Annotated in this window: 23 protein-coding genes, 1 rRNA gene and 1 other RNA gene; 12 read left to right on the top strand and 13 right to left on the bottom strand. The window is 24.0% G+C overall.

Annotation, left to right across the window (positions count from 1 at the left end; genetic code table 4):
* The 3 genes from secA to gpmI form a co-directional block, all read right to left on the bottom strand.
* Positions 1-2512: preprotein translocase subunit SecA (gene secA, locus VBM87_RS02780; RefSeq protein ID WP_323177282.1), on the bottom strand; the 2512-nt coding region annotated here is incomplete at its 3' end.
* A 65-nt stretch (positions 2513-2577) separates the two neighbouring features.
* Entirely contained in the window at positions 2578-2994 is a 417-nt protein-coding gene (locus VBM87_RS02775; protein WP_323177281.1) for a hypothetical protein, read from the bottom strand.
* Complete coding sequence (gene gpmI, locus VBM87_RS02770) at positions 2995-4494, bottom strand: 2,3-bisphosphoglycerate-independent phosphoglycerate mutase (protein WP_323177280.1); 1500 nt, start codon at positions 4492-4494, stop codon at positions 2995-2997.
* Between the two features lie 189 nt (positions 4495-4683).
* Here gpmI and dnaX point away from each other — a divergent pair, with 189 nt between their 5' ends.
* The 7 genes from dnaX (at position 4684) to VBM87_RS02735 (ending at position 11527) form a co-directional block, all read left to right on the top strand.
* On the top strand, positions 4684-6603 hold the full coding sequence (gene dnaX, locus VBM87_RS02765; protein ID WP_323177279.1) for a DNA polymerase III subunit gamma/tau: 1920 nt from the start codon (positions 4684-4686) through the stop codon (positions 6601-6603).
* Position 6604: 1 nt separating this feature from the next.
* Positions 6605-6892, top strand: a complete 288-nt coding sequence (locus tag VBM87_RS02760) for a YbaB/EbfC family nucleoid-associated protein (RefSeq protein ID WP_323177278.1) — start codon at positions 6605-6607, stop codon at positions 6890-6892.
* Position 6893: 1 nt separating this feature from the next.
* Positions 6894-7487: a toprim domain-containing protein gene (locus tag VBM87_RS02755; protein ID WP_323177277.1), complete on the top strand. Its 594-nt coding sequence runs from the start codon at positions 6894-6896 to the stop codon at positions 7485-7487.
* 16 nt (positions 7488-7503) lie between these two features.
* Complete coding sequence (gene tmk, locus VBM87_RS02750) at positions 7504-8151, top strand: dTMP kinase (protein WP_323177276.1); 648 nt, start codon at positions 7504-7506, stop codon at positions 8149-8151.
* A gap of 2 nt (positions 8152-8153) precedes the next feature.
* Positions 8154-9053 (top strand): hypothetical protein, encoded by a 900-nt coding sequence (locus VBM87_RS02745; RefSeq protein ID WP_323177275.1) that lies wholly within the window; start codon positions 8154-8156, stop codon positions 9051-9053.
* Positions 9046-9765 carry a 16S rRNA (cytidine(1402)-2'-O)-methyltransferase gene (gene rsmI, locus VBM87_RS02740; protein ID WP_323177274.1) on the top strand — a complete coding sequence of 240 codons (720 nt, stop codon included), beginning with the start codon at positions 9046-9048 and terminating at the stop codon, positions 9763-9765. Before VBM87_RS02745 ends, rsmI begins: the two co-directional genes overlap by 8 nt.
* A 100-nt stretch (positions 9766-9865) precedes the next feature.
* Positions 9866-11527 (top strand): ribonuclease J, encoded by a 1662-nt coding sequence (locus VBM87_RS02735; RefSeq protein WP_323177273.1) that lies wholly within the window; start codon positions 9866-9868, stop codon positions 11525-11527.
* A 31-nt stretch (positions 11528-11558) separates the two neighbouring features.
* On the opposite strand, the gene VBM87_RS02730 is transcribed toward VBM87_RS02735, so the two are convergent.
* Complete coding sequence (locus VBM87_RS02730; protein WP_323177272.1) at positions 11559-12371, bottom strand: TIGR00282 family metallophosphoesterase; 813 nt, start codon at positions 12369-12371, stop codon at positions 11559-11561.
* 76 nt (positions 12372-12447) lie between these two features.
* On the opposite strand from VBM87_RS02730, the gene whiA reads away from it, so the two are divergent.
* From whiA to ychF, 4 genes are all read left to right on the top strand, one after another.
* On the top strand, positions 12448-13281 hold the full coding sequence (gene whiA, locus VBM87_RS02725; RefSeq protein WP_323177271.1) for a DNA-binding protein WhiA: 834 nt from the start codon (positions 12448-12450) through the stop codon (positions 13279-13281).
* A complete protein-coding gene (gene holA, locus VBM87_RS02720; protein WP_323177270.1) occupies positions 13282-14235 on the top strand; it encodes a DNA polymerase III subunit delta in 954 nt (317 codons plus the stop codon).
* A 41-nt stretch (positions 14236-14276) separates the two neighbouring features.
* Positions 14277-14560: RNase P RNA component class B (gene rnpB / locus VBM87_RS02715), an RNA gene on the top strand.
* Positions 14561-14662: 102 nt separating this feature from the next.
* On the top strand, positions 14663-15766 hold the full coding sequence (ychF, locus tag VBM87_RS02710) for a redox-regulated ATPase YchF (RefSeq protein WP_323177269.1): 1104 nt from the start codon (positions 14663-14665) through the stop codon (positions 15764-15766).
* Between the two features lie 60 nt (positions 15767-15826).
* Here the strand turns inward: ychF and rplQ are convergent, their stop codons facing one another.
* The 9 genes from rplQ to secY all read right to left on the bottom strand — a co-directional run bounded on the left by rplQ (position 15827) and on the right by secY (position 21309).
* Positions 15827-16189, bottom strand: a complete 363-nt coding sequence (gene rplQ, locus VBM87_RS02705) for a 50S ribosomal protein L17 (protein WP_323177268.1) — start codon at positions 16187-16189, stop codon at positions 15827-15829.
* Positions 16189-17190, bottom strand: coding sequence for a DNA-directed RNA polymerase subunit alpha (locus VBM87_RS02700; protein WP_323177267.1), 1002 nt, complete (start codon positions 17188-17190; stop codon positions 16189-16191). The genes rplQ and VBM87_RS02700 overlap by 1 nt, the downstream gene beginning before the upstream one ends.
* A 28-nt stretch (positions 17191-17218) precedes the next feature.
* Positions 17219-17605: a 30S ribosomal protein S11 gene (gene rpsK, locus VBM87_RS02695; protein ID WP_257075731.1), complete on the bottom strand. Its 387-nt coding sequence runs from the start codon at positions 17603-17605 to the stop codon at positions 17219-17221.
* 18 nt (positions 17606-17623) lie between these two features.
* Complete coding sequence (gene rpsM / locus VBM87_RS02690) at positions 17624-17992, bottom strand: 30S ribosomal protein S13 (protein ID WP_257075732.1); 369 nt, start codon at positions 17990-17992, stop codon at positions 17624-17626.
* 3 nt (positions 17993-17995) lie between these two features.
* On the bottom strand, positions 17996-18109 hold the full coding sequence (gene rpmJ, locus VBM87_RS02685; RefSeq protein ID WP_046096682.1) for a 50S ribosomal protein L36: 114 nt from the start codon (positions 18107-18109) through the stop codon (positions 17996-17998).
* Positions 18110-18117: 8 nt separating this feature from the next.
* Complete coding sequence (infA, locus tag VBM87_RS02680; RefSeq protein WP_257075742.1) at positions 18118-18333, bottom strand: translation initiation factor IF-1; 216 nt, start codon at positions 18331-18333, stop codon at positions 18118-18120.
* Positions 18333-19082 carry a type I methionyl aminopeptidase gene (map, locus tag VBM87_RS02675; RefSeq protein WP_323177266.1) on the bottom strand — a complete coding sequence of 250 codons (750 nt, stop codon included), beginning with the start codon at positions 19080-19082 and terminating at the stop codon, positions 18333-18335. The genes infA and map overlap by 1 nt, the downstream gene beginning before the upstream one ends.
* Before the next feature lie 125 nt (positions 19083-19207).
* Positions 19208-19864: an adenylate kinase family protein gene (locus VBM87_RS02670; protein ID WP_257075744.1), complete on the bottom strand. Its 657-nt coding sequence runs from the start codon at positions 19862-19864 to the stop codon at positions 19208-19210.
* Positions 19858-21309, bottom strand: coding sequence for a preprotein translocase subunit SecY (gene secY / locus VBM87_RS02665; RefSeq protein WP_323177265.1), 1452 nt, complete (start codon positions 21307-21309; stop codon positions 19858-19860). Before secY ends, VBM87_RS02670 begins: the two co-directional genes overlap by 7 nt.
* 133 nt (positions 21310-21442) lie before the next feature.
* Between secY and rrf the strand changes: the two genes are divergently transcribed.
* Positions 21443-21548: ribosomal RNA gene (gene rrf, locus VBM87_RS02660) — 5S ribosomal RNA — on the top strand.
* The last annotated feature ends 111 nt before the right edge of the window (positions 21549-21659 follow it).

Below are 21659 nucleotides of genomic sequence, written 5' to 3'. Positions count from 1 at the left end.
TAATTTCATTATTATCAAACATTTGAGTCTGTTTTTTTAAATTATAATAAGTTTCTAATAAATAAGTTTCTCTCTCGTCATCACTTTGACCTAAACTTAAAACTACCATAGATTGAATTTGTTGAAATAATGGATCGGCTTGAATTTCGGGACTGATCATCGATTTTCTACCTAAACGATCATTTAAAATAATTTGGCAAGTATCATAAGCTATATTATCCAACATGGTATAAAACATTTTAGTTCCTTCATCAGTATACATTTGATAAGGATTTTTTTGTGCGTATTGAACTAAATTAATATTTGAACGTAATTTATCCATGCCATCAATATGATTTTGTCAATAACGATCTATAGTTGATAATAAATAATGTTTTTCTAAACTTAAAAATATATTATCATCCATAGTATTATTTTTAGCATTAGTTTCTCATTCTTTAAAATTAAGTAAAAATTTTTCAAGTAAATATTCACTTAATTCATTATCTGAAATTTTTCTTAATTTTTTATATTCAAGTTGAAATTCTGGTTTAAATAAGTTAAAGAAATTACTATTAATATAACTAACTAAATTTTCATAATCTAAATGATTATTTTGTAATTTTAAATCAGAATTATTTAAAATTACTTTTACGACATTATTAAACATTCTTTCAATGATAAAAGATACATTATTATTAGTTAAAATTAAGTCTCTTTGAGCATAAAATAAATCTCTTTGTTGTCTAATAACATCATCATAGTGTAAAACACTTTTTCTACTATCATAATTGAAACCTTCAATTTTCTTTTGAGCATGTTTGAAGCCAAATTGTAAATTCTTATTGGTAATTTCTTTATTGCCTTCTTTTTCATAAGCTTTTTTAAATTCTTCATAATTAGAAAAACGTTGCATCAATTGATCATCTAAAGAAACATAAAATTTAGAAACGCCCGGATCTCCTTGTCTACCAGATCTACCTCTTAATTGATTATCAATTCTACGACTTTCGGCACGATCTGTCCCAATAACATATAATCCACCTAATTCAATAGCTTCTTTTGAAGGTTTAATATCAGTTCCTCTACCTGCCATATTAGTAGCGATAGTTACAGATTTAACTTGTCCGGCTTGAGAAATAATTTCAGCTTCAGAAGCGTTTTGTTTTGCGTTTAATACAGTGTGAGGAATATTGGCTTTTTCTAAATAGTAATGTAATTCTTCAGAATCTTCAATTTGAGCCGTTCCAATTAAAACAGGTTGTCCTTTATCATATAATTGTTTAACTTTATTAGTAACAGCAATTCATTTAGCTTGTGAATTGGCAAAAATAGCATCAGGCAAATCTCTTCTTTTTATTGGTTTATTAGTAGGCACGGGATTAACTCTCATATTATAAATATCAATAAATTCTTGTTCTTCTGTTTTAGCCGTTCCTGTCATGCCACATAGTTTATCAAACATTCTGAAGAAATTTTGATAAGTAATAGTTGCTAAGGTTTTAGTTTCTGGTTCAATTTTAACCATTTCTTTAGCTTGTAAAGCTTGTTGCAATCCTTCAGAATATGCACGTCCTTCCATTATTCTGCCTGTGAATGCATCAACTAATTCAATTTTGCCTTCTCTAACAATATATTCAACATTGTTTTTCATTACTTTATGAGCTCTTAAAGCATTTTGAACTCTATGAACAATTTCAGAATTTTCTATATCATATAAATTATTAATTTTAAAATAATTATTAGCCTTGTTTATACCACTATAAGTCAAAGAAATTGCTTTAGATTCTTCATCGATTTCATAATCATTTTGATTTAAAATTCTCACAAATTGATCCGCTGAATAATATAAATGAGTATCAGAACCTTCGCCACCAGAAATAATTAAAGGTGTTTTTGCTTCATCGATTAAAATTGAATCAGCTTCATCGATTAAACAAAAAAATAATCCTCTTTGTACTTTTTCTGCCAAAGTATTTACCATATTATCTCTTAAATAATCAAATCCTAATTCAGAATGCACGGAATAAGTAATATCGCATTGATAAGCTTTTCTTTTATCCTCAGGATTCATTTGCGCTTTATTAATACCAACTGTTAAACCTAAGAAATTAAAAACTTCTCCCATTTCTAACGCATCACGTTCACTCAAATATTCATTAACTGTAGAAACAATTGCTCCTTTACCATATAATGCATTTAAATAAACTGGAGCTATAGAAGTAATAGTTTTTCCTTCACCTGTTTTCATTTCAGCAATACTACTTAAATCTAATAAAACTCCACCAATCATTTGTACATCGTATGGTCTTTTACCTAAAATTCTTTTTGTAGCTTCTCTTGCTACTGCAAAAATTTCCGGTCTAATTTTATCTATATTTTCCTCATTAGCTAAACGAATTTTAAATTGTTCAGTTTTATTTCTTAATTCTTCATTAGATAACTTAGCAATAATAGGTTCATAATCATTAATTTTTTTTAATGTTTTTTCTGCAATTCTCATTTCAGTCGATTTGATATTTAAAAAATTCATAGTATTTTAATTTTACCTAAATTATGATAAAGAAAAATAAAAAACGAAGTAAAAGACTTCGTATTTTAATATTTATTACTATTTTTTTGTCTTTCTAATTTTTGAGCTAATTGTTGTTTTTCCAAAGGCAATTTAATACGATATAAATAATCTTTAATAGCTTCATCAAAACCATCTTGTTCTAAACGAGAAGTATAATATTTATAATTTAAATTTTTAATTGAGGGATAAGTATATGAAAAAGTAAATTTATTAATAAAATCTTTTTTAAATAAATTATTTGCTAACAACATAACATAATCTAAATTAATATTTTTTTCTTTTAGATAATTTAAAATTTTATCTTTATCTTCTTTATAATTATTAACAATTAAAAATTCTATATTATTAGTTTCTTTTATATTTATTCAATTATTAATTTTCTTCAAGGATTTATTGTGTAATATTACAATTGCTTTAATTTCTTTTTCTTTGTTATTCATCTATTTGATTATTAAACTTTCATGTGTCATTTCTTTAGATTTTTCAATATTCATATAATCCAATATTGTAGGGGCGATATTGGCTAAAATACCATTTTTTAATTGTAAATTTTTATCACTTGTTATTAACATAACAGGACTTTTTGTATGTTTTGTAGCTGGGTTACCATTTTCATCTTCCGTAATTTCTGCATTTCCGTGATCCGCAGTGATAAAAATAGTTATATTTTGTTTTTCTGCTCAAGTTCACAAGCGTTGGATCTCTTTATCTAATACTTCTATTGCTTTTATTGTCGCTTTTAAATTACCTGTATGACCTACCATATCAGGATTTGCAAAATTCATAATTGTCAAATCATAATCTGCTGCATTATTTATTAATTCATCAACTATTTCTTTAGCTGACATTTGTGGTTCATCTGCATAACTATTAACTTTTAAAGATGGCACCATAATTCTTTTGGAATTTTTATATTCTACATCTATACCACCATCCATAAAGAAAGTCACATGGGCATATTTTTGTGTTTCTGCAACTCTTAATTGTTTTAAATTATTTTTTTCTAAAACTTTACCAATGGGATTAACTACTTTCATTTCTTCAAAAGCTATTTGAGTATTTAAACCTTCATATTTCATCATCGAAACAAAATTATTTAATTTAACTAAATGTTTGGCTTTTACTTGATAAAGATTTGAATCGATAAACAAATGAGTTAATTGTCTTGCGCGATCAGGTCTAAAATTGAAAAAGATTATCGAATCATTATTTTCTATGAATTTTGCATTTAAATTAGATGCAGGAATTAAAAATTCATCTGTTCTATTATTTGAATATTCATTATTAATATAATCAATTGCATTTGTAAAAGTTACATCAGATAAACCTAACATTGCATTATAGTGTTGTTCTACTCTATCAAACATTTTATCTCTATCCATGCCATAAAATCTTCCACCTAATGAAGCAATTTTATATGAATATTTTTTGCATAATTGATCAACTTTATTTAAAGAATTTAAAATTGATTTTGGTGCTACGTCTCTGCCGTCACCAAATAAATGTAATGAAACATTTTTTACTTTATTTTCATATGCTAAATGCATTAATTCAAATAAATGATTTTCATCTGAATGCACACCACCGTTGCTTAATAAACCAATTAAATGTAAAGTAGTATTATTTTTTTTAACATTTTCAAAAACATTTAAAAAAACTTTGTTTTTATGAAATTCTTTTGTTTTGATTTGTTGATTAATTAATGATAATCCTGTGTAAACAATTCTACCTGCTCCTATGTTTAAATGACCTACTTCTGAATTGCCCATTTGATCAGTCGGTAAACCTACATATTCACCACTTGCTTGAATAATAGAATTAGGATAATTAGTAAATAAATTATCAAAAAAGACGGTGTTAGCTTGTTTAAAAGCATTACCTTGTTTTTCCTTACGTAATCCTAAACCGTCAATAACAACTAAAATCACTTTTTTATTCATACATTCCTTTATATATTAGTAACTTAAAAAATCTTGAATAATTAATTAATATTAATTATATTTTATTTTATAATGCATAAAAATGATAACCTATAAAAGATGAGTTATTTAAATTTATTTTAAATTTTACATTATATATAATGTATATATAGTATATATACTAACGTTTAAATTAACTTAGGAGTTAATATGTCATATAAAGCTTTATACCGTAAATATAGACCCCAAAAATTTGAACAAGTTGTTGGACAAGAGCATATAATCAAAGTATTAGAAAATATTATAATTAGCAATAATATAAATCATGCTTATTTATTTAGTGGCTCTAGAGGTGTAGGTAAAACTTCCTTAGCTAAAATTTTTGCTAATGCTATAAATTGTATTCATACCAATATACCATATGATATTTGTGAAAATTGTTTAGAAAAAAACACAAATAATTTGGATATTATTGAAATGGACGCTGCTTCAAACAATGGTGTAGAAGAAATTAGAATGTTACAGGAAAAAATCGAACATTTACCTACTGTTGGTCGTTATAAAATATATATTATTGATGAAGTACACATGTTAACTAAAAGTGCTTTTAATTCCTTGTTAAAAACTTTAGAAGAACCCCCTTCACATGTTATTTTTATTTTAGCTACAACAGATGCTCAAAAAATACCATCAACTGTTTTATCAAGACTACAAATTCATAATTTTAAAAAAATAACTAATAAACAAATAGAAAGTCGTTTAAAAGAAATTTTTGAAATTGAAAAAATACAATATGACAATGATACTCCAGCATATATTGCTCGTTTGGCTCAAGGAGCACTAAGAGATGCGTTATCTATTGCGGAACAAGCTATTGCTTATTGTGAGAATAATTTAACTTTAAAAAGTGTCACTGAACTTTTTGGTATTGTGGAAAATAGTAAAATAATTAATTTTTTTAATGCTATATATAAACATGATTATTCATATGTTATTAATACATTTGATGAATTTAAAAACAATAATGCAGATGCTAAAATAATCGTAGAAAATTGAATAACGGTTTTAAAAGATTATTTAGTATGTAACAAAACTAATAATTTAGATTTTAGTGAAATACTTTTAGAAAATGATTTCGAATTAATAGAATTCAATACAATTTTTGCTTATGAAACATTAGAATATTTATATCAATTACTTAAAAGTTTATATAATCAAAATAAACCTTATGATTTAATATATTTTAATTTATTTAAAATTATGAACAGGCACAATTCATTTTTAGAAACAAATGATTCATTAATAAAAAAGGAAAAAATGCAAGAAAATAGAAATTCTCAAAATGATCAAACTAATAAAGTTCAAGAGGAATTAAAAATAAATAATAATTCAGTAGAAAAAGATATTAAAGATATATTAGAACAAAGTCAAGAATATATTTTGAAATATAATAACGCAAAAGATGATATTAAAAATATTGAAAATGAAATTTTAACTTTCAACGATGATTTAGATGATGAAAATTTAGAGAATCCTTTAATATCTACTGAAGAATTTGAAATTAATCAAAATAGTGATGTTACATTGCCATTATTAAAAACATATACTAATGATAAAATTTTTAAAAGTCAAATTGATGATGAATTATTAGAAAAATTATTTGCTTTACATTTTTATGATAAAAAAGTTTTAAATCCAAATAATAAGAATGATCAAATAAAAACTATTTTAGAAAATAGTAAAAATTTAATTGCTAATTTGGAATGTAATGATTTTATTAAAGCAATTAGTACAACAGAATTAAAAGTATTAGCAAGCGCTAGTAATTTTATATTAATACACGGTAATAGTAAAGTTGAAAATAAAATTTTAAATTATTTACAAGATAATTATCAAAATGAAATTATTCAAAGAGAATTTTTTCAAAAATTATTTAAAAAACAATTACATCTCTTTGTAACATCTTCTGCTGATAAAGATCGAATAAAAATCATTTTTAATAAAGTTAGCATGTTTTCTAATAAAGAATTAGAAAAATATAAACCTTTAGAAAATTTACAACCACAAAAAAATAATTTTGTTTTAAAATTATATAACTTAATTTCAAAAGGAATCAAAGGAGAAAAATAATATGGATCAAGGATTATTAAGAAAATTACAAAAAATTCAAAAAGAAGCCGAAATAAAAGAAGAAGCATTTTTAGAAAAAACTTTTTCTATTGAAAAACAAGGCATAGAAGTAATTGCAAAAGGCAGCAAACAAATAGTATCAATTAAAATCAAAGAAACAATTTTATTAGATCCTGAAGATGCAGAAACTTTAGAAGATTTAATTACTTTAACAATTAATGATTTATTTTTACAAATTGATGAAGAGCATCAACAAATAATGCCTAATATACCTGGTTTTGGTTTTTAATATGAAAATAAATAGTATTGAAAATTTAATAAACAAATTAACTCTTTTCCCCGGTATTAGTAAAAAACAAGCGGAAAAAATGTCAAATTTTTTGCTTATTAAAGATCAAAATTATTTAAATGATTTAATAAATTCATTCGAACAAATAAAAAAACGTTTATCTTTTTGTAATGATTGCAATTATATAAAAGAAGATAATATATGTTTAAATTGTAAAAATTTGACTTTTAATAATGAAATATTAATGATTGTAGAAAGTATACAAGCGGTTAATAAATTAATAAATAATCAAATATTTAATGGTATTTTTTATGTAATGCCATATTTAATCGACGCTAAAATGCAAGCAAATGATAATAAAATCGAATTTGAACATTTAATTAATTATTTATCTAAAAATAAATTTAAAGAAGTAATTATTGTTTTAAGCCCCACGTTGCAAGGTGAATTAACAACAAATTTACTAATTAATAAACTTAATCAAGAAAATATTAAATGTTCTAGAGCTGCTATTGGAATGCCAATTAATTCAAATATAGATTATTTGGATCCTTTCACAATAAAAGAATCAATAATCAATCGTAAGAATAAATAATTGATAAGGTGGTAATATGTTTATAACTTTTGAAGGTTTAGATGGAAGTGGCAAAACCACAACAATGAAATTATTAGTTCAAAAAATTAAAGAAAATTTTCCTAAAATTGAAATTTTAGAAACAAGAGAACCAGGTGGTCATGGAATAAAAGAAGCGGAAAAAATAAGAGAATTAATACTGGATAAAGATAATGAATTATCACCTATTACTGAGGCTATGTTGTACTCTGCATCAAGAAGAATACATTTAGATAAAGTAGTTATTCCTGGATTGACTGAAAATAAATTAGTTCTTTGCGATCGTTATATTGATAGTTTTTATGCATATCAAGGAATAGCTCGTAATTTAGGTTTAGATTTTGTTACTAATTTAACAGAATTAACTATTCAAGGTATTAAACCTCATATTACTTTCTTTTTAAACATTGATCTTAATTTAAGTAGAACAAGACGTTTAGAAACAAGAACAGATAAGCCTAATCGATTAGATTTAGAAAATGAAGATTTTCACAAAAAAGTTTATTTGGGTTATCAAATATTAATAAATCAAAATCCTTCTAGATTTGAAATTATAGATGCTAGCAAATCTATTGAAGAAGTTGTAAATAATATTTATGAAAAATTAATTAATAATGAATTATTCAAAAACAAATATATTAAATAAAAATGTTCACATATTTAAAAATAGTAAAAAATTCATTAAAAACTGAAAAATTAAATCATTGTTATTTACTTAAAAGTTATGAATTAATTGATTTTAATTCTGCAATTATAAATATTATTAATTTAATCATAAATATTAATCTAACATCTTTAGATGAACAATTATTACCATCAAATATTAAAATTTTAAATGCAGAAGATAAAAATTTAACTAAAGATAATATTAAAAAAATTTTTGAAACTTTAAATATTATTAGTCATAATAAAAAGATTGTAATTCTTAAAAATATTGAAAATGCTTCAATTCAAGCTCTTAACGCTATATTATTAACTTTAGAAGAACCTAGCCAAAATGTTTTATTTATAATAACTACAAATAATATAGAAAAAGTTTTACCAACAATAAAATCCCGTGCAATAATTTTGAATATTAGAAATGACGATTTTAAAGAAATAGCATATTTAAAACTTAAAAAAGAAAAATTTGATGATATGGAGATAAATTTTATATTACAATTATTTTCATCAATAGAACAAATAGATAAATATATATCAAAAACTAATTTAGCTATAGTTAGTGATTTTTTTAAAATATTAAATTCTAATATCAACAATATATATCTTTTTTTAAGTAAATATAATAAAAAAGATTTTTTTAATATTGCTTATTTATTAATTTATAGCCTTAGATTATTAACTTTTGAAATTTTTGTTAATAAAAAATCTGATTATCCAGAATGGTTTGTTAAAAGCAAATTAAATTTATCTAAAAATTCTTTTAATTTTGACAAAATATTTATTTTATGTGATTCATTTTTAAATGAAACAGATAAATCAACATTTAATATCTTTTTACAATTAGAAAATTTTTTAATAGAATTAGTGAGATTATGAAATGAGTAAAATTTTTTTAGTAGCAACACCTATAGGAAACATGAAAGATATTACATATCGTGCGGTAGAAACATTAAAAAACGTAGATTATATTGCATGTGAAGACACAAGAGTGGCACAAAAATTACTTAATTATTGAAATATACAAAAAAAACTTTTCATATATAACAAATTTAATGAAAATAATTCTGCAAAGGGTTTAATAGATTTAATTTTGAAAGAAAATAAATCTTTAGCATTAATTTCTGATGCTGGAATGCCTTTAATTAGTGACCCAGGATTTAATCTAGTTAAATTAGCAAGAGAAAAAGAAATTAACATAGAATTAATTCCAGGTGTAAATGCTGCAATAACTGCAATGGCATTGAGTGGTTTTACAAATGAATTTGTTTTTCATGGTTTTCCTAAAGAAAAAACACAGCAAAAAAAAGATCAATTAGAGAATTTAGATCATAATTTTTCGCATATTTTTTACATCGCTCCGCATAAACTAATTAATTTATTAGAATTAATAAACAATATTTGAAAAGACAAGGCAAAATTATTTCTTTGCAAAGAATTAACTAAAATTTATGAACAACATTTTTATGGAACTGCTGAAGAAATTTTAAATGATTTAAAAAAAACAAATATTAAAGGCGAATATACTTTAGTCATTTATATAAAAAGTGAAAAAAAAGTAAAAATTAATAAATACGCTAGTTATAGTAAAGTAGATTAATCTACTTTTTTTATTTTTTTTATATATTAATATATAATTTAAAAAATAAATTCTTATAATTCCTAAAATTAATTTATTTATGCAAATAATGGAGCTTACTATGTATAAAAATCATATTAATATTTTTGCTTTAGGTGGTTTAGATGAAAATGGAAAAAATTGTTATGTTTTAGAATATAATGACGATATTTATATTATAAATACCGGGACAAAAATTCCAATTAATTCTAAAAATGGCGTTGATACTTTAATACCTAATTTTAATTATTTTATAAAAAATAAAGATAAAATTAAGGGTATTTTTATAACTGATGTAAAAAATGAATCTTTTAGTGCATTACCATGATTATTAATGTCTATTTCAGGGCAAACTATTTACTCATCCGAATTTAATTCCATAATGATACAAGACCGTTTAGAAAAATATAAAATCAATAATCCTGATTACAAAATTCAAGTAATCGATAAAATTACTAAAATAGGGGAAATTTTTGTTCAGCCTATTGAATTGGCTGGATCAATGCCAGGGCACATGGGTTTTAATTTTATAACTCCACAAGGTGATATTTTATTTTTATTTAATTTTATTGAAGCAAATTTAGGAATTTATGGTAATTTAAATTTTACAAATTTAGCTAAAAATTTTAGTAAAAGATCATTATTAGCATTAATTGTTGATTGTGGAAGAGCAAATTATCCTGGAAAAGCTGTTGATAAAATTCAATTGCCACAGTCAATTAAAGAAACATTTTTAGAAACTAAAAGCGACCAAAGAATAATTATTGGCGCATATGACGAAGAAATGGCATCAATACAGCAAATTTTAAATTTAGCCATTGAAACAAAAAGACCAGTTATTGTTTACGGAAAAACTTATGCTCAAGCTCTTAACATAATTAAAAATAAATTTCCACAAGTTAAATTTCCTAAAATTTTAGACCATAACAGTATAAGTAAAACTAATAATGCTGTAATTTTAGTTACAGGTTCAGTAGAAAGACTATATAGTAGATTTTTAAGAATAACAAGTAATAATGATGTATTTTTAACATTAAAAAACACGGATGTTGTTATTATTTTAGCACCTCCTATTAATGGTTTAGAGAGTCAAGAAGCAATAATGCTAGATGAAATTACCAGAATTACTTCAAATCTTTATGATGTTAATACAAACGAATTTTATAGACATAGACCAGCAAAAGAAGATCTTATCAATTTGGTTGATTCTCTAAAACCTAAATATGTTATTCCTGCTCAAGGTTTATATCGTTATTTGGTAAGTGCACAAAATATTTTGACGGAAAAATTAAATATCAAAGATAACAAATGTTTATTGTTACAAAATGGAAAAATAGTTCATTTTGCTGATGGTAAATTAATTTCGACTAATGGAAAAATTAAAGAAATTCATGATACTATAATTGATGGTTTTGGTGTTGGAGATATTTCCTCTGAAGTTATTCTCGAAAGAGAATTATTAGGAAGAGATGGCATTATCTTAGTTTCTGTATTATATAATTCTAAAACTAAATTATTAAACGGAAAATTACAAATGAATTTTGTTGGTATTTTTGATAAAGAAACTAAAAAAATAGCTAAAGAATTAATTAAAACTACTATTTTAAAAATTATTGAAAATGAAACATTCGATGGTTTAAAAACTTTTCAAAATAGAGCAAGGCAAGTAATAAGAAAAAAAATATTTAAAGTTTTTGATAAAGAACCAATGATAATAGTTTCTTTAGTACAATCAAATAATTAAAAAACTTGTTTTAACAAGTTTTTTTAATATTCTAATTTTCTAAAAGATTAATAGTTTGAATTTTATTTTTCATTTTATTAATAGTATTTAATGTCAACAAAACAGCATTAAATTGAGACTTATTTGGAGAAATTTTAAATTTAGCATTTTTTTGATATCTCATTTTTTGATATACTTCATCAAAATTAGCACCAATTGCACTATTTAAAGGTCCACACATACCAACATCAGTAATATAACAAGTAAATTTTGGTAACAATCTAGCATCGTTTGTTTGTACATGCGTATGAGTACCAACTAAGGCATCAACTTTGCCATCTAAATATAAGCCTAAAACATTTTTTTCACTTGTAGTTTCTGCGTGAAAATCTACAAAATGAAAATCTGTTTTTTCTTGATAATTAATAATATTATCAATGCAATCAAAAAAATTATCTGCATATTCTTCTTTTCAAGGAGATAATAATTTATTAAATGTTATACCCATTAAAGAAGTAATTCTTATAGTTTTATTTTTAATTTTAACAATTCTTGAACCCATTCCTGGATATGAATTAGATATATTAGCCGGTCTAGAAATATCATTGTTATTTATAAATTCTAAAATCTCTTCATTAGCTCATACATGATTACCAATTGTAAAATGATTAACACCCATTTCTTTTAATTTTTGATAATCATTTTTATTAAAACCTTTTCTACCAGAAACATTTTCCGCTTGAGCAATAATCATATCAAAATGATATTTTGTTTTTAGACTTGGTAAAAATTTTTCTAAAATTTTTATTCCTGGAAAACCAAATATATCACCTATAAAAAGTATTTTTATTTTTTTATTTTTCATAAATCTTTTCTACATATATTATAAATATATAATTCTTTTTTATTTTTTCTTATAATTATTATAATTATAAGAAAATATGAATTTTAGCTTACAAATAAAATATGAGATTTTAAATAAACAAAAAACTAAAGATCAAATATATGATTTTTTAAAAGGTTTTATAAGTTCAAAAGTAATTTTTGACATTCATAAAAATATCTTATTAGTAATTAGGGATAAAACCATAAGAGAAAATATCATAAACTTTTTGAATATTTTAAAAATTACATTTACTCAAGACAAAACAAATATTATTATATTAGCGAAAGAATTTAATTTGAATGCGCAAATTATTTATTTAAATAGTTTTTTTGCTGGTTTTTTTACAGGTAGTGGGTCAATAAATAATTTAAACAAAACTTCTTACCATTTGGCTATTAATTCTAATTATGAAATTTTTATTGATCAAATACAAAAAAAATTAAACACATATAATTTTGGTTTTGTAAAAATGTTTTATAAACAAAAATATATCTTATATATTAAAAAACAAGAAAAAATTTCCGATTTCTTAAAAGCTATTGAAGCAATTAATTCTTATTTTATTTTTGAAGATTCAATAATTACAAGAGATTATCAAAATAATATAAATCGTTTAAATAATATAGATTATTCAAATATAGAAAAAATAGTTAATGCTCAAGAAAAATATCTGGAATTCATAAATTATATTAATGAACATAATTTAAAAGAAAATTTTAAGGAAGATGAATTAGTTTTTTTTGATTTAATTAAAAATAATATTGGAGAAAGTTTAAATAACTATACTTTTTTATTAAAAAAATATAATATACATAAAACTAAGGCGGGATTAAATCATTGATTAATAAAATTAAAAAAAATAGTTAATGAACATAAGGAGAAAAATTAAATGTATTTTATTTTTTCAAATGATTTGTATCAGATAAATAAACAAATTCAAATAATTCAAAAAGAAGAAAATATTAATACTAAAAAAAGATATTATTATGAGAATATTAATTCTTTAATTGAAATAATAAAAAATTTAAATCAAGAAATTTTATTTTCCTCTAAGGAATTAATAATTATAAATAATTGCAATTTATTAACAAGTAATAAATTTAATAAAGAAGAAATTTTTATAATAAACCAATTTATAAATTCTATTAAAAATAATAATAACATTTTAATATTTATTAATCAAATTAAAAAAAATGATGTGTTAAAAAATATATTTACTGAAGAAATATATTTTTCTAATAAACAAATAAAAGTGTTTGAATTAAACGAACTTGATATTAAAGAAAAAGTTAATTTAATACTACATAAAGCTGAGAAAGCAAAAATTCAAATAAATTATTCTAATGTTTTGCAATTAGTTAATAAAGTTAATGATGATACAATGAGATTAATTAATGAATTTGAAAAAATTGCTTTAGTAACTAAAAATATTACTATTGATGAGATAAATGAACTTATTGTTTCAAGTATTAACTTTGATCCTTTCGCATTTATCAATTCCTTAGAACAAAAAAAATTAAATATTATTTGAGATCAATATTTAAAAAAAATTGTTGCAGGGGAAAATATTACAATGTTGATTTATCAAATATCTCAAAATTTAATTATTTGTAATCAAATGTATTATTATTTAAATAATAAAAAAAATTTAGAAACATATTCCCAAGAATTCAAAATTAATTTATATAGAGCTAAAAAAATATATTCATTATTAAATAATTTGTCAATTAATAAAATACAAAGTATGATCAAATATTTAGCAGAATTAGATAGAGAAATTAAAAAAGGCATAGTAAATGAAAAAATAGGTTTTGAACTTTTTTTAATAAAATTTTTTCATTAATTTTTACTAGCTAATTTTTAAATAAATTTATATAATAAATTAGTATCGGTCAACAGCTGTTTGATAAAAATAGAGGAAAGTCCACGCTAACACAATCTGAGATGATTGTAGTGTTCATGCTGAATCTAATAAATTCAGGCTTAGACGACTAGTGCCACAGAGACGAGAATTGTGAAACGCGGTAAACTCCATGAGTTAGAAACCCAAATAACGGTAGGGGAACTCTTTTAAGAGAAATGAATCAAAAAAGAGAATTTAAATATTAATATTTAAATTAGATAAATTGTTGACATCTTATTGGAAGAACAAAACGTGGCTTATAGATACAACACACTTTTAAAGTGTGTTTTTATTTTAAACTATAGATAAATCACAGTTATAATTAAAATGTTAAAAATATTAAAATTTTTGAATTATAGGAGATAGTATGTCATTAAAAGCAGGAATTGTAGGCTTACCTAATGTAGGTAAATCTACTTTATTTAGTGCTCTTACAAAATATCAAGTAGAAGCAAGTAATTATGCTTTCACTACTATTGAACCAAATATTAGTAGCGTTGCTTTGAGAGATAAACGTTTAGTAGAATTGGCAAAAATTGCTAAACCAGAAAAAATAATTCCAGCTACTTTTGATTTTGTTGATATAGCTGGTTTAGTTAAAGGCGCTTCAAGAGGAGAGGGATTAGGAAACAAATTTTTGGCTAATATTAGAGAAGTTGATGCTATCATTCATGTAGTAAGATGTTTTGAAGATAAAAATATTATGCATGTTAATGATAAAGTTGATCCTTTAACAGATATTGAAACTATTAATTTAGAATTAATTCTAGTCGATTTAGAAACAATTAATAATATTATAAATAGAATACACAAAAAAGCTAAAAGCGGAGATAAAATTGCTATACTTGAAGAAAAAACGGCACTGAAAATTAAAAGTGTTTTGGAAAATAATAAATTCGCTTATGATATAGTAAAAGATTTTAATGAAGAAGAATTTAAACTTATCAAAAGTTATCAACTATTAACAAGTAAACCAATGATATATGTAGCTAATGTTTCTGCTAATCAAATTAAAAATTTAGATAATGATTTTTATTTTCAACAATTAAAAAAAGAATACGGAATAAAAAATAAAATTATTCCTATATCTGTGCAATTAGAATCCGAAATAGCTCAACTAGATGAAATAGAAGCTCAAGAATGATTAAATAGTTATTCTATAGAGTATAGTGGATTAGATTATTTAACTAAAGAAACTTTTGATTTACTCAATTTAAAAACTTATTTTACTGTTGGACCAAAAGAAGCAAGAGCATGAGTTTATAAAAACGGTATGCTAGCTCCTCAATGCGCTGGTATTATTCACAGTGATTTTGAAAAAAAATTTATTAAAGCTGATATTATTTCTTATGAGGATTATATAAATTATAATGGTGAAATAGGTTCTAAAAATGCTGGAAAAATTAGATCTGAAGGAAAAAATTATCTAATGAATGACGGCGATATTTGTCATTTTAAATTTGGTAAATAAAAAATACTCTTTTATAAAAGAGTATTTTTTATTTTGTGTTAATTAAAGCTAAATAGTAAATTAAACTAATTCAATGATTGCCATTTGAGTATTATCACCACGACGCGCAATAATTTTATAAATTCTGGTGTATCCACCTTTTCTTTCTTTATATTTGGGTGCTATTTCATTAAATAAATATTTTAAAAGATTTTCTTTATTATTAACTAAAGTAGGACGAAGAAAAGCAGCAACTAAACGGCGGTTAGCTAAAGTAGGATTTTTAGCTTTAGTTATCATTTTTTCAGCATGACGACGTAATTCTTTTGCACGAGTTAAAGTAGTAGTAATTCGACCATGTGCTAATAATTCACTTGTTAAAGTACGCATTACTCCTTTTCTTCATTTAGCATCACGACTATAAATTTGTGTTGGATTAGCCATTATTCTTCTCCTTTTTTAAGTTCACGACCATAATCTTTAAGTACATTGATAATTTCTTCAATTGATTTTCTTCCTAAATTTTTAGTTCCTTCTATTTCTTCAAGCGTCATTTCGCAAATTTGAGAAAGTTTAGTTTTCCCTATTCTTCTTAAAGCATTAAATGAACGAACTGATAATTGTAATTGACTAATGTCAATGTCATTATCTTTTTCTTCTACTTCTACTTCTTTTTCTTCAGCAAAAACTTCTAATTGCATTTCATCAACATTACCAATTAATTTAAATGATGCGACCAAAATTTCGCACGCTTGTTGAATTGCATATTTAGGATCAATAGTTCCATTAGTAACAACAGTAAAAATTAATTCTTCTTCTAATTTAGAACTTGAAGAATTAAGTTCATTAACTACATAATTAACTTTTTCTACTGGTGAAAAATCAGAATCAGTGGCAATTAAAATTCCTCTTTTAATTTTGCTATCAATATTAGTTAAAAATGTTGCTGAATTAACTATTTTTTTATTTTCTTCGTTACTAATAAAACCTCTACCAGATTTTAAATACAATTCTAAATGTAAGCTGCCTTTATTTAAAGTAGCTATATATTGATTTTTATTTAAAATTTCGATATTAGAATTATTAATCACTAATTCTTTTGAAGTAATAATACCTAATTTATCTGTTTTTAATGAAACTTTAATAATATCATTATCTGAAACTAATTCAGGATTATATTGAAATTTAACCTTACGCAAATTCATTATTAATGAAACAACATCTTCTTCTACTCCAGGTATGGTTTGAAATTCATGTTCTACACCATCTATTTTCACCGCTACTAAAGCTAAAGCAGTAATACTAGACAATAATGTTCTTCTTAAAGCTACTCCTAAAGTATTAGCAAAACCTCTTTCTAATGGTTTTAAAGAAAAAACAGTTTCATTAATGTTTTCACTTAAATTTTGAAGTTTTTGATAAATAAGCTTGGGCATTTTTACCATATAGTGCTCCTTTATTTAAAATTATCAATTATCTTTGTTTTTCACGTTTGAGAACACGTTTTGGAGGTCTAGTTCCATTGTGTGGAACTGGAGTAACATCCTTAATTTCAGTAACTGTGATGCCTGCTACTTCTATTTGTTTACGCGCTGCATCTTTACCAGCACCTAAACCTTTTAATCTTACTTTAACACTTTTTACACCGTGTTCCTTAGCAGCTTCAGATGCTGCTTGTGCAGCTAATGAAGCGGCGTAAGGAGTTTTCTTTTTAGAACCTTTGTAACCTATTGCACCTGATGAACTTCAAGCAATTACATTACCAAATTCATCTGTAAATGTAACAATTGTATTTTGATTAGTAGAGTGAATGTGCGCAATACCATTAGTAATATTTTTCTTTTTAGTTTTTCTTGCCATAATTCATTTTCCTTAATCTTATTTACCTTTTTTCCCTGCAACAGTTTTTCTAGGGCCTTTACGTGTTCTAGCATTTTTCTGTGTACTTTGTCCTCTAACAGGAAGTCCTTTACGATGTCTTATACCACGATAACATTTAATTTCCATTAAACGTTTAATGTTTAAGCTAACTTCTCTATGTAAATCACCTTCTGTTGTATATTTTGCAGCTTCCACACGTAATTTTTGTAATTGTTCTTCAGTTAAATCTTTGGTTCTAATATTTTCATTTACATTTGCTGCAGCACAAATATCTTTTGCTCTATTTCTTCCAATACCAAATATATAAGTTAATGAAATTACTACACGTTTGTTATTTGGAATTTCAACGTTTAAAATTCTAGCCATTTTTTATCCTTGTCTTTGTTTATGTTTTGGTTGTGAGCAAATAACTCTTATTATTCCTTGACGTTTAATAATACGACAATCTTTACACATTCTTTTTACACTAGCTCTTACTTTCATTTTTCTCCTTATTTGTGTCTGTAAATAATTCTTCCTAAATTTCAATTATAAGGACTAATTTCTACATCTACAGTATCACCAGGCAAAATTCTAATATGATTTACTCTCATTTTGCCAGAAATATGAGCTTTAATTAACATACCGCCTTCAAGTTCTACTTCATATTCATCAGTTGAATAAGCTTGAACAACTTTAGCAGTCATTTTAATAGCGTCTTTTGCCATTAAATTCCTTCCGTTAAAACTACACCATATCCATTTTTTATTAAAACAGTATGTTCATAGTGGGCACAATTTAAACCATCAGCACTTACGACTGTTCATTTATTTCTTTTTAATTTTGTTTTTGGTGATTTTTGTAAAATCATAGGCTCAATACAAATTACCATACCATCTTTTAAAAGCGGACCTGTATTAGGAATTCCATCATTTGGTACATAAGGATCTTCATGCAATGTAATACCAATTCCATGTCCACTATATTCACTTGGTGTATAAAAATTATTATTTTTAATAACTTGACCTATTGCATAACTAATATCACCTATTCTTGCGCCAGGTTTTATAGCTTTCAAACCTGCAAGAAAAGCTTCTTTAGCTACATTAATAAGTTTTTGATCTATTTTAGAAATTTTACCAACTCCTTTGGTAAAAGCACTATCACTGTTATAACCCTCTCATATACATCCTAAATCAACACTGACTAAATCACCTAATTTTAATTTATAATCTGAAGGTATAGCGTGAATTAATTCATCATTAATAGAGATGCAAGCTGTAGCTGGAAAACCATATAAACCTTTAAAAGCAGGTTTAGCACCTCTTTTTATTATTTCATTAAAAGCGATTGAATCAAGTTCTTTTAATGAAATTCCTGGTCTTATCGAATTTCAAACTATTTGTTTAACTTCTGCCAGGATACGACAACTTTTAGTGATTTTTTCTATTTCTATATCACTTTTAATAGTTATCATTATTCTCCTTGCATTTATGATATATAAATAATAGAAAAATAAAAGTCAAATTTGACTTATATTTTTCTTATATAAATGCAAAATAAATTATACATTAAATAAAAAAAAGTTATCTAAAAAGATAACTATTCTTTATTTAATCAGTCTAAAATCTGTTGTGTGACAAAATCAGGCGAACCTGTAGCATCAAAAATTTGCAAATTATTATGTTCTTTAAAGTAATCAAGAAGTGGTGCGGTAGAATCTTTATAAATTTGTTGTCTAATTTTAATATTTTCAATGCTATCATCTTTTCTCATTTGCAAAACAGAATCACAATTTTCACATAATGTATCTTTTTGTGAAGGTAAAGAAAATATATTATAATTTTTACCACAATTAGGGCAAAATCTTCTACCATTTAATCTTTGCATTATTAAATCATTAGAAGCATTTAGTTCAATAACTTTATATTTAAATCCTTCTATTTTATTAAGAAAGTGTACTTGTTCAATTGTTCTAGGATAACCATCTAAAATAACTTTTTGATTTTGGTGCATTAAACTTTCTAATTTTTCTTTTACTATTTGATTAGTAACTTCATCAGGAACATACAAACCATTTTCAACATATTTTGCTAACTTTAAACCCAAAGGAGTTTTATTAGCTATTGTTTCACGAAAAATACTTCCAGTAGATAAATGTTTAATTCCTGTTTTTTGAGCAATTAAATTAGCAGTTGTTCCTTTACCCACTCCCGGCGGCCCCATAAAAACTATATTAGGTAATTCTTTTTTTATCATAGCAAACCATCTCCGTTTTTCTTATTCTTATCAAATTTACTTTTATTATTATTTAAATTATTAATAGTTTGTTTAGAAAGATTTTTCTGCTTAGTTAAAGTTTGACTTTTACTTCTTGCTTGATATTGTTGTATAGTTTCCAGAGAAACAGTAACTAAAATAATCATTCCAGTTCCTCCAAAACTAATAATTGCGGGCAAACCAGCAAGAATTAATAAATATTGCATAGAAGCCATTAATACAAGATAAAAAGCACTAAAAAGAGATAATCTCATTACAATAGCTATTAAATAATCTTCAGTTTGTTCTCCTGGTTTAATCCCTGGAATAAAAGTAGAATTTTTTGCAAAGTCCTCTGCTATTTTATCTACTTTTGACTGTTGCAATCCAATTAAAAAACTAAAAAGAAAAGTTATTACAATTAATAAACTTAAACCTAAAGGTTTTGTAAATTGTAAATTTTCTATCATTCAGCTTTTAGCTAAATTTGAATCCGGTAATATTCTTGCTATCATTAATGGAAATGAAATAATCATTGTAGCAAAAATTATAGGCATAATACCACCAGGGTTTAATTTAATAGGTAATTTACCCATTTCTTTAATATTTTTACTTCTTCCACTTCCTATTTGTTGAATTGGTATATGTCTTTCAGAATTGTAAACTAAGGCAATTATAAAAAGAACTAATAAATACGCAAAAATATAAATCATAAATTTTAGAACACCATTTAATAGTGAGTTAACTTCGCCACTACTAATAAAAAAATTAAAAGCTCCGCTAAATTGGTTAGGTAATTGAAAGGAAATACCAACAAAAATTATTAATGATGTTCCATTGCCTATTCCTTTATTAGTAATTTCTTCTGAGATAAACAAAGAAAATAAAGACGCTCCTACTAATATCATTGGTAGTAAAAAATAAATGGTTAAATTTTTTAAATTTTGGTTATTATTCAAAGGAATAAAAGAAATAAAAGGATTTTCTCCAGCTCCTAATGATTGTGTTAACAAAATAGCTTGCGGAAAAGCTATAAATAGAGTTAATAATCTAGTTATTACATTTAATTTACGTCTTCCTTCCGGACCACTTTGACTTAATTTATGAATAGCGGGGAATAATTTGGTTTGTAATAAAGACATTATCAAGGAAGCATTAATGAAAGGACTTATACCTAGAGCAACTAAAGAAAAATTTCTTAAACCTCCACCACCAACTAAATTTAAAGTATTTAAAAAGGCATCTTGATTTATAAGATTAAAATTATTAAGTTTAACAAAGGGAGCTTGAATTGTTGTTGCTAAAATATAAACAATCAATAAAGATAAGGTAAATAAAACTTTTTTAAATAAATCTTTGTTTGTTCAAAAATTAACCCAATTTTTACTGAGTTTATTAATTATTTTAGATGCAACGAAACTTGTTGTACTAAAAAAGTTTTTCATTTTGCCTTTCTCTTTATTTATTAAAAGTATATAAATTATACAAAAAATAAGTTCAAAATATTAATAATAAAAAAAATAATTATTTTTTTTAAAAAAATATTTTGTTATTTTATTTTTAAGTTATAATTATACTATAAGTCGTTATAGCAAAGGGGATCACCTGATACCATTCCGAACTCAGTAGTTAAGCCCTTTAGTGCCGAAAATAGCAGAAATGCAAAAATAGGGAGCGGCTTTTTTTTATTTATTTTTATTATTATCATTAAATTAAAAAAGTGCATATTTAATGCACTTATATTCTTTGAAAACTGAATAGTGTTTTTTAAAAGATTTAATAAAATGTCACATAC

Origin of the sequence: Mycoplasma sp. 744, assembly GCF_034863305.1 — a bacterium.
GTDB lineage: Bacteria > Bacillota_I > Bacilli_A > Mycoplasmatales > Metamycoplasmataceae > Mycoplasmopsis.
This window is presented reverse-complemented; position numbering and strand designations above follow the sequence as displayed.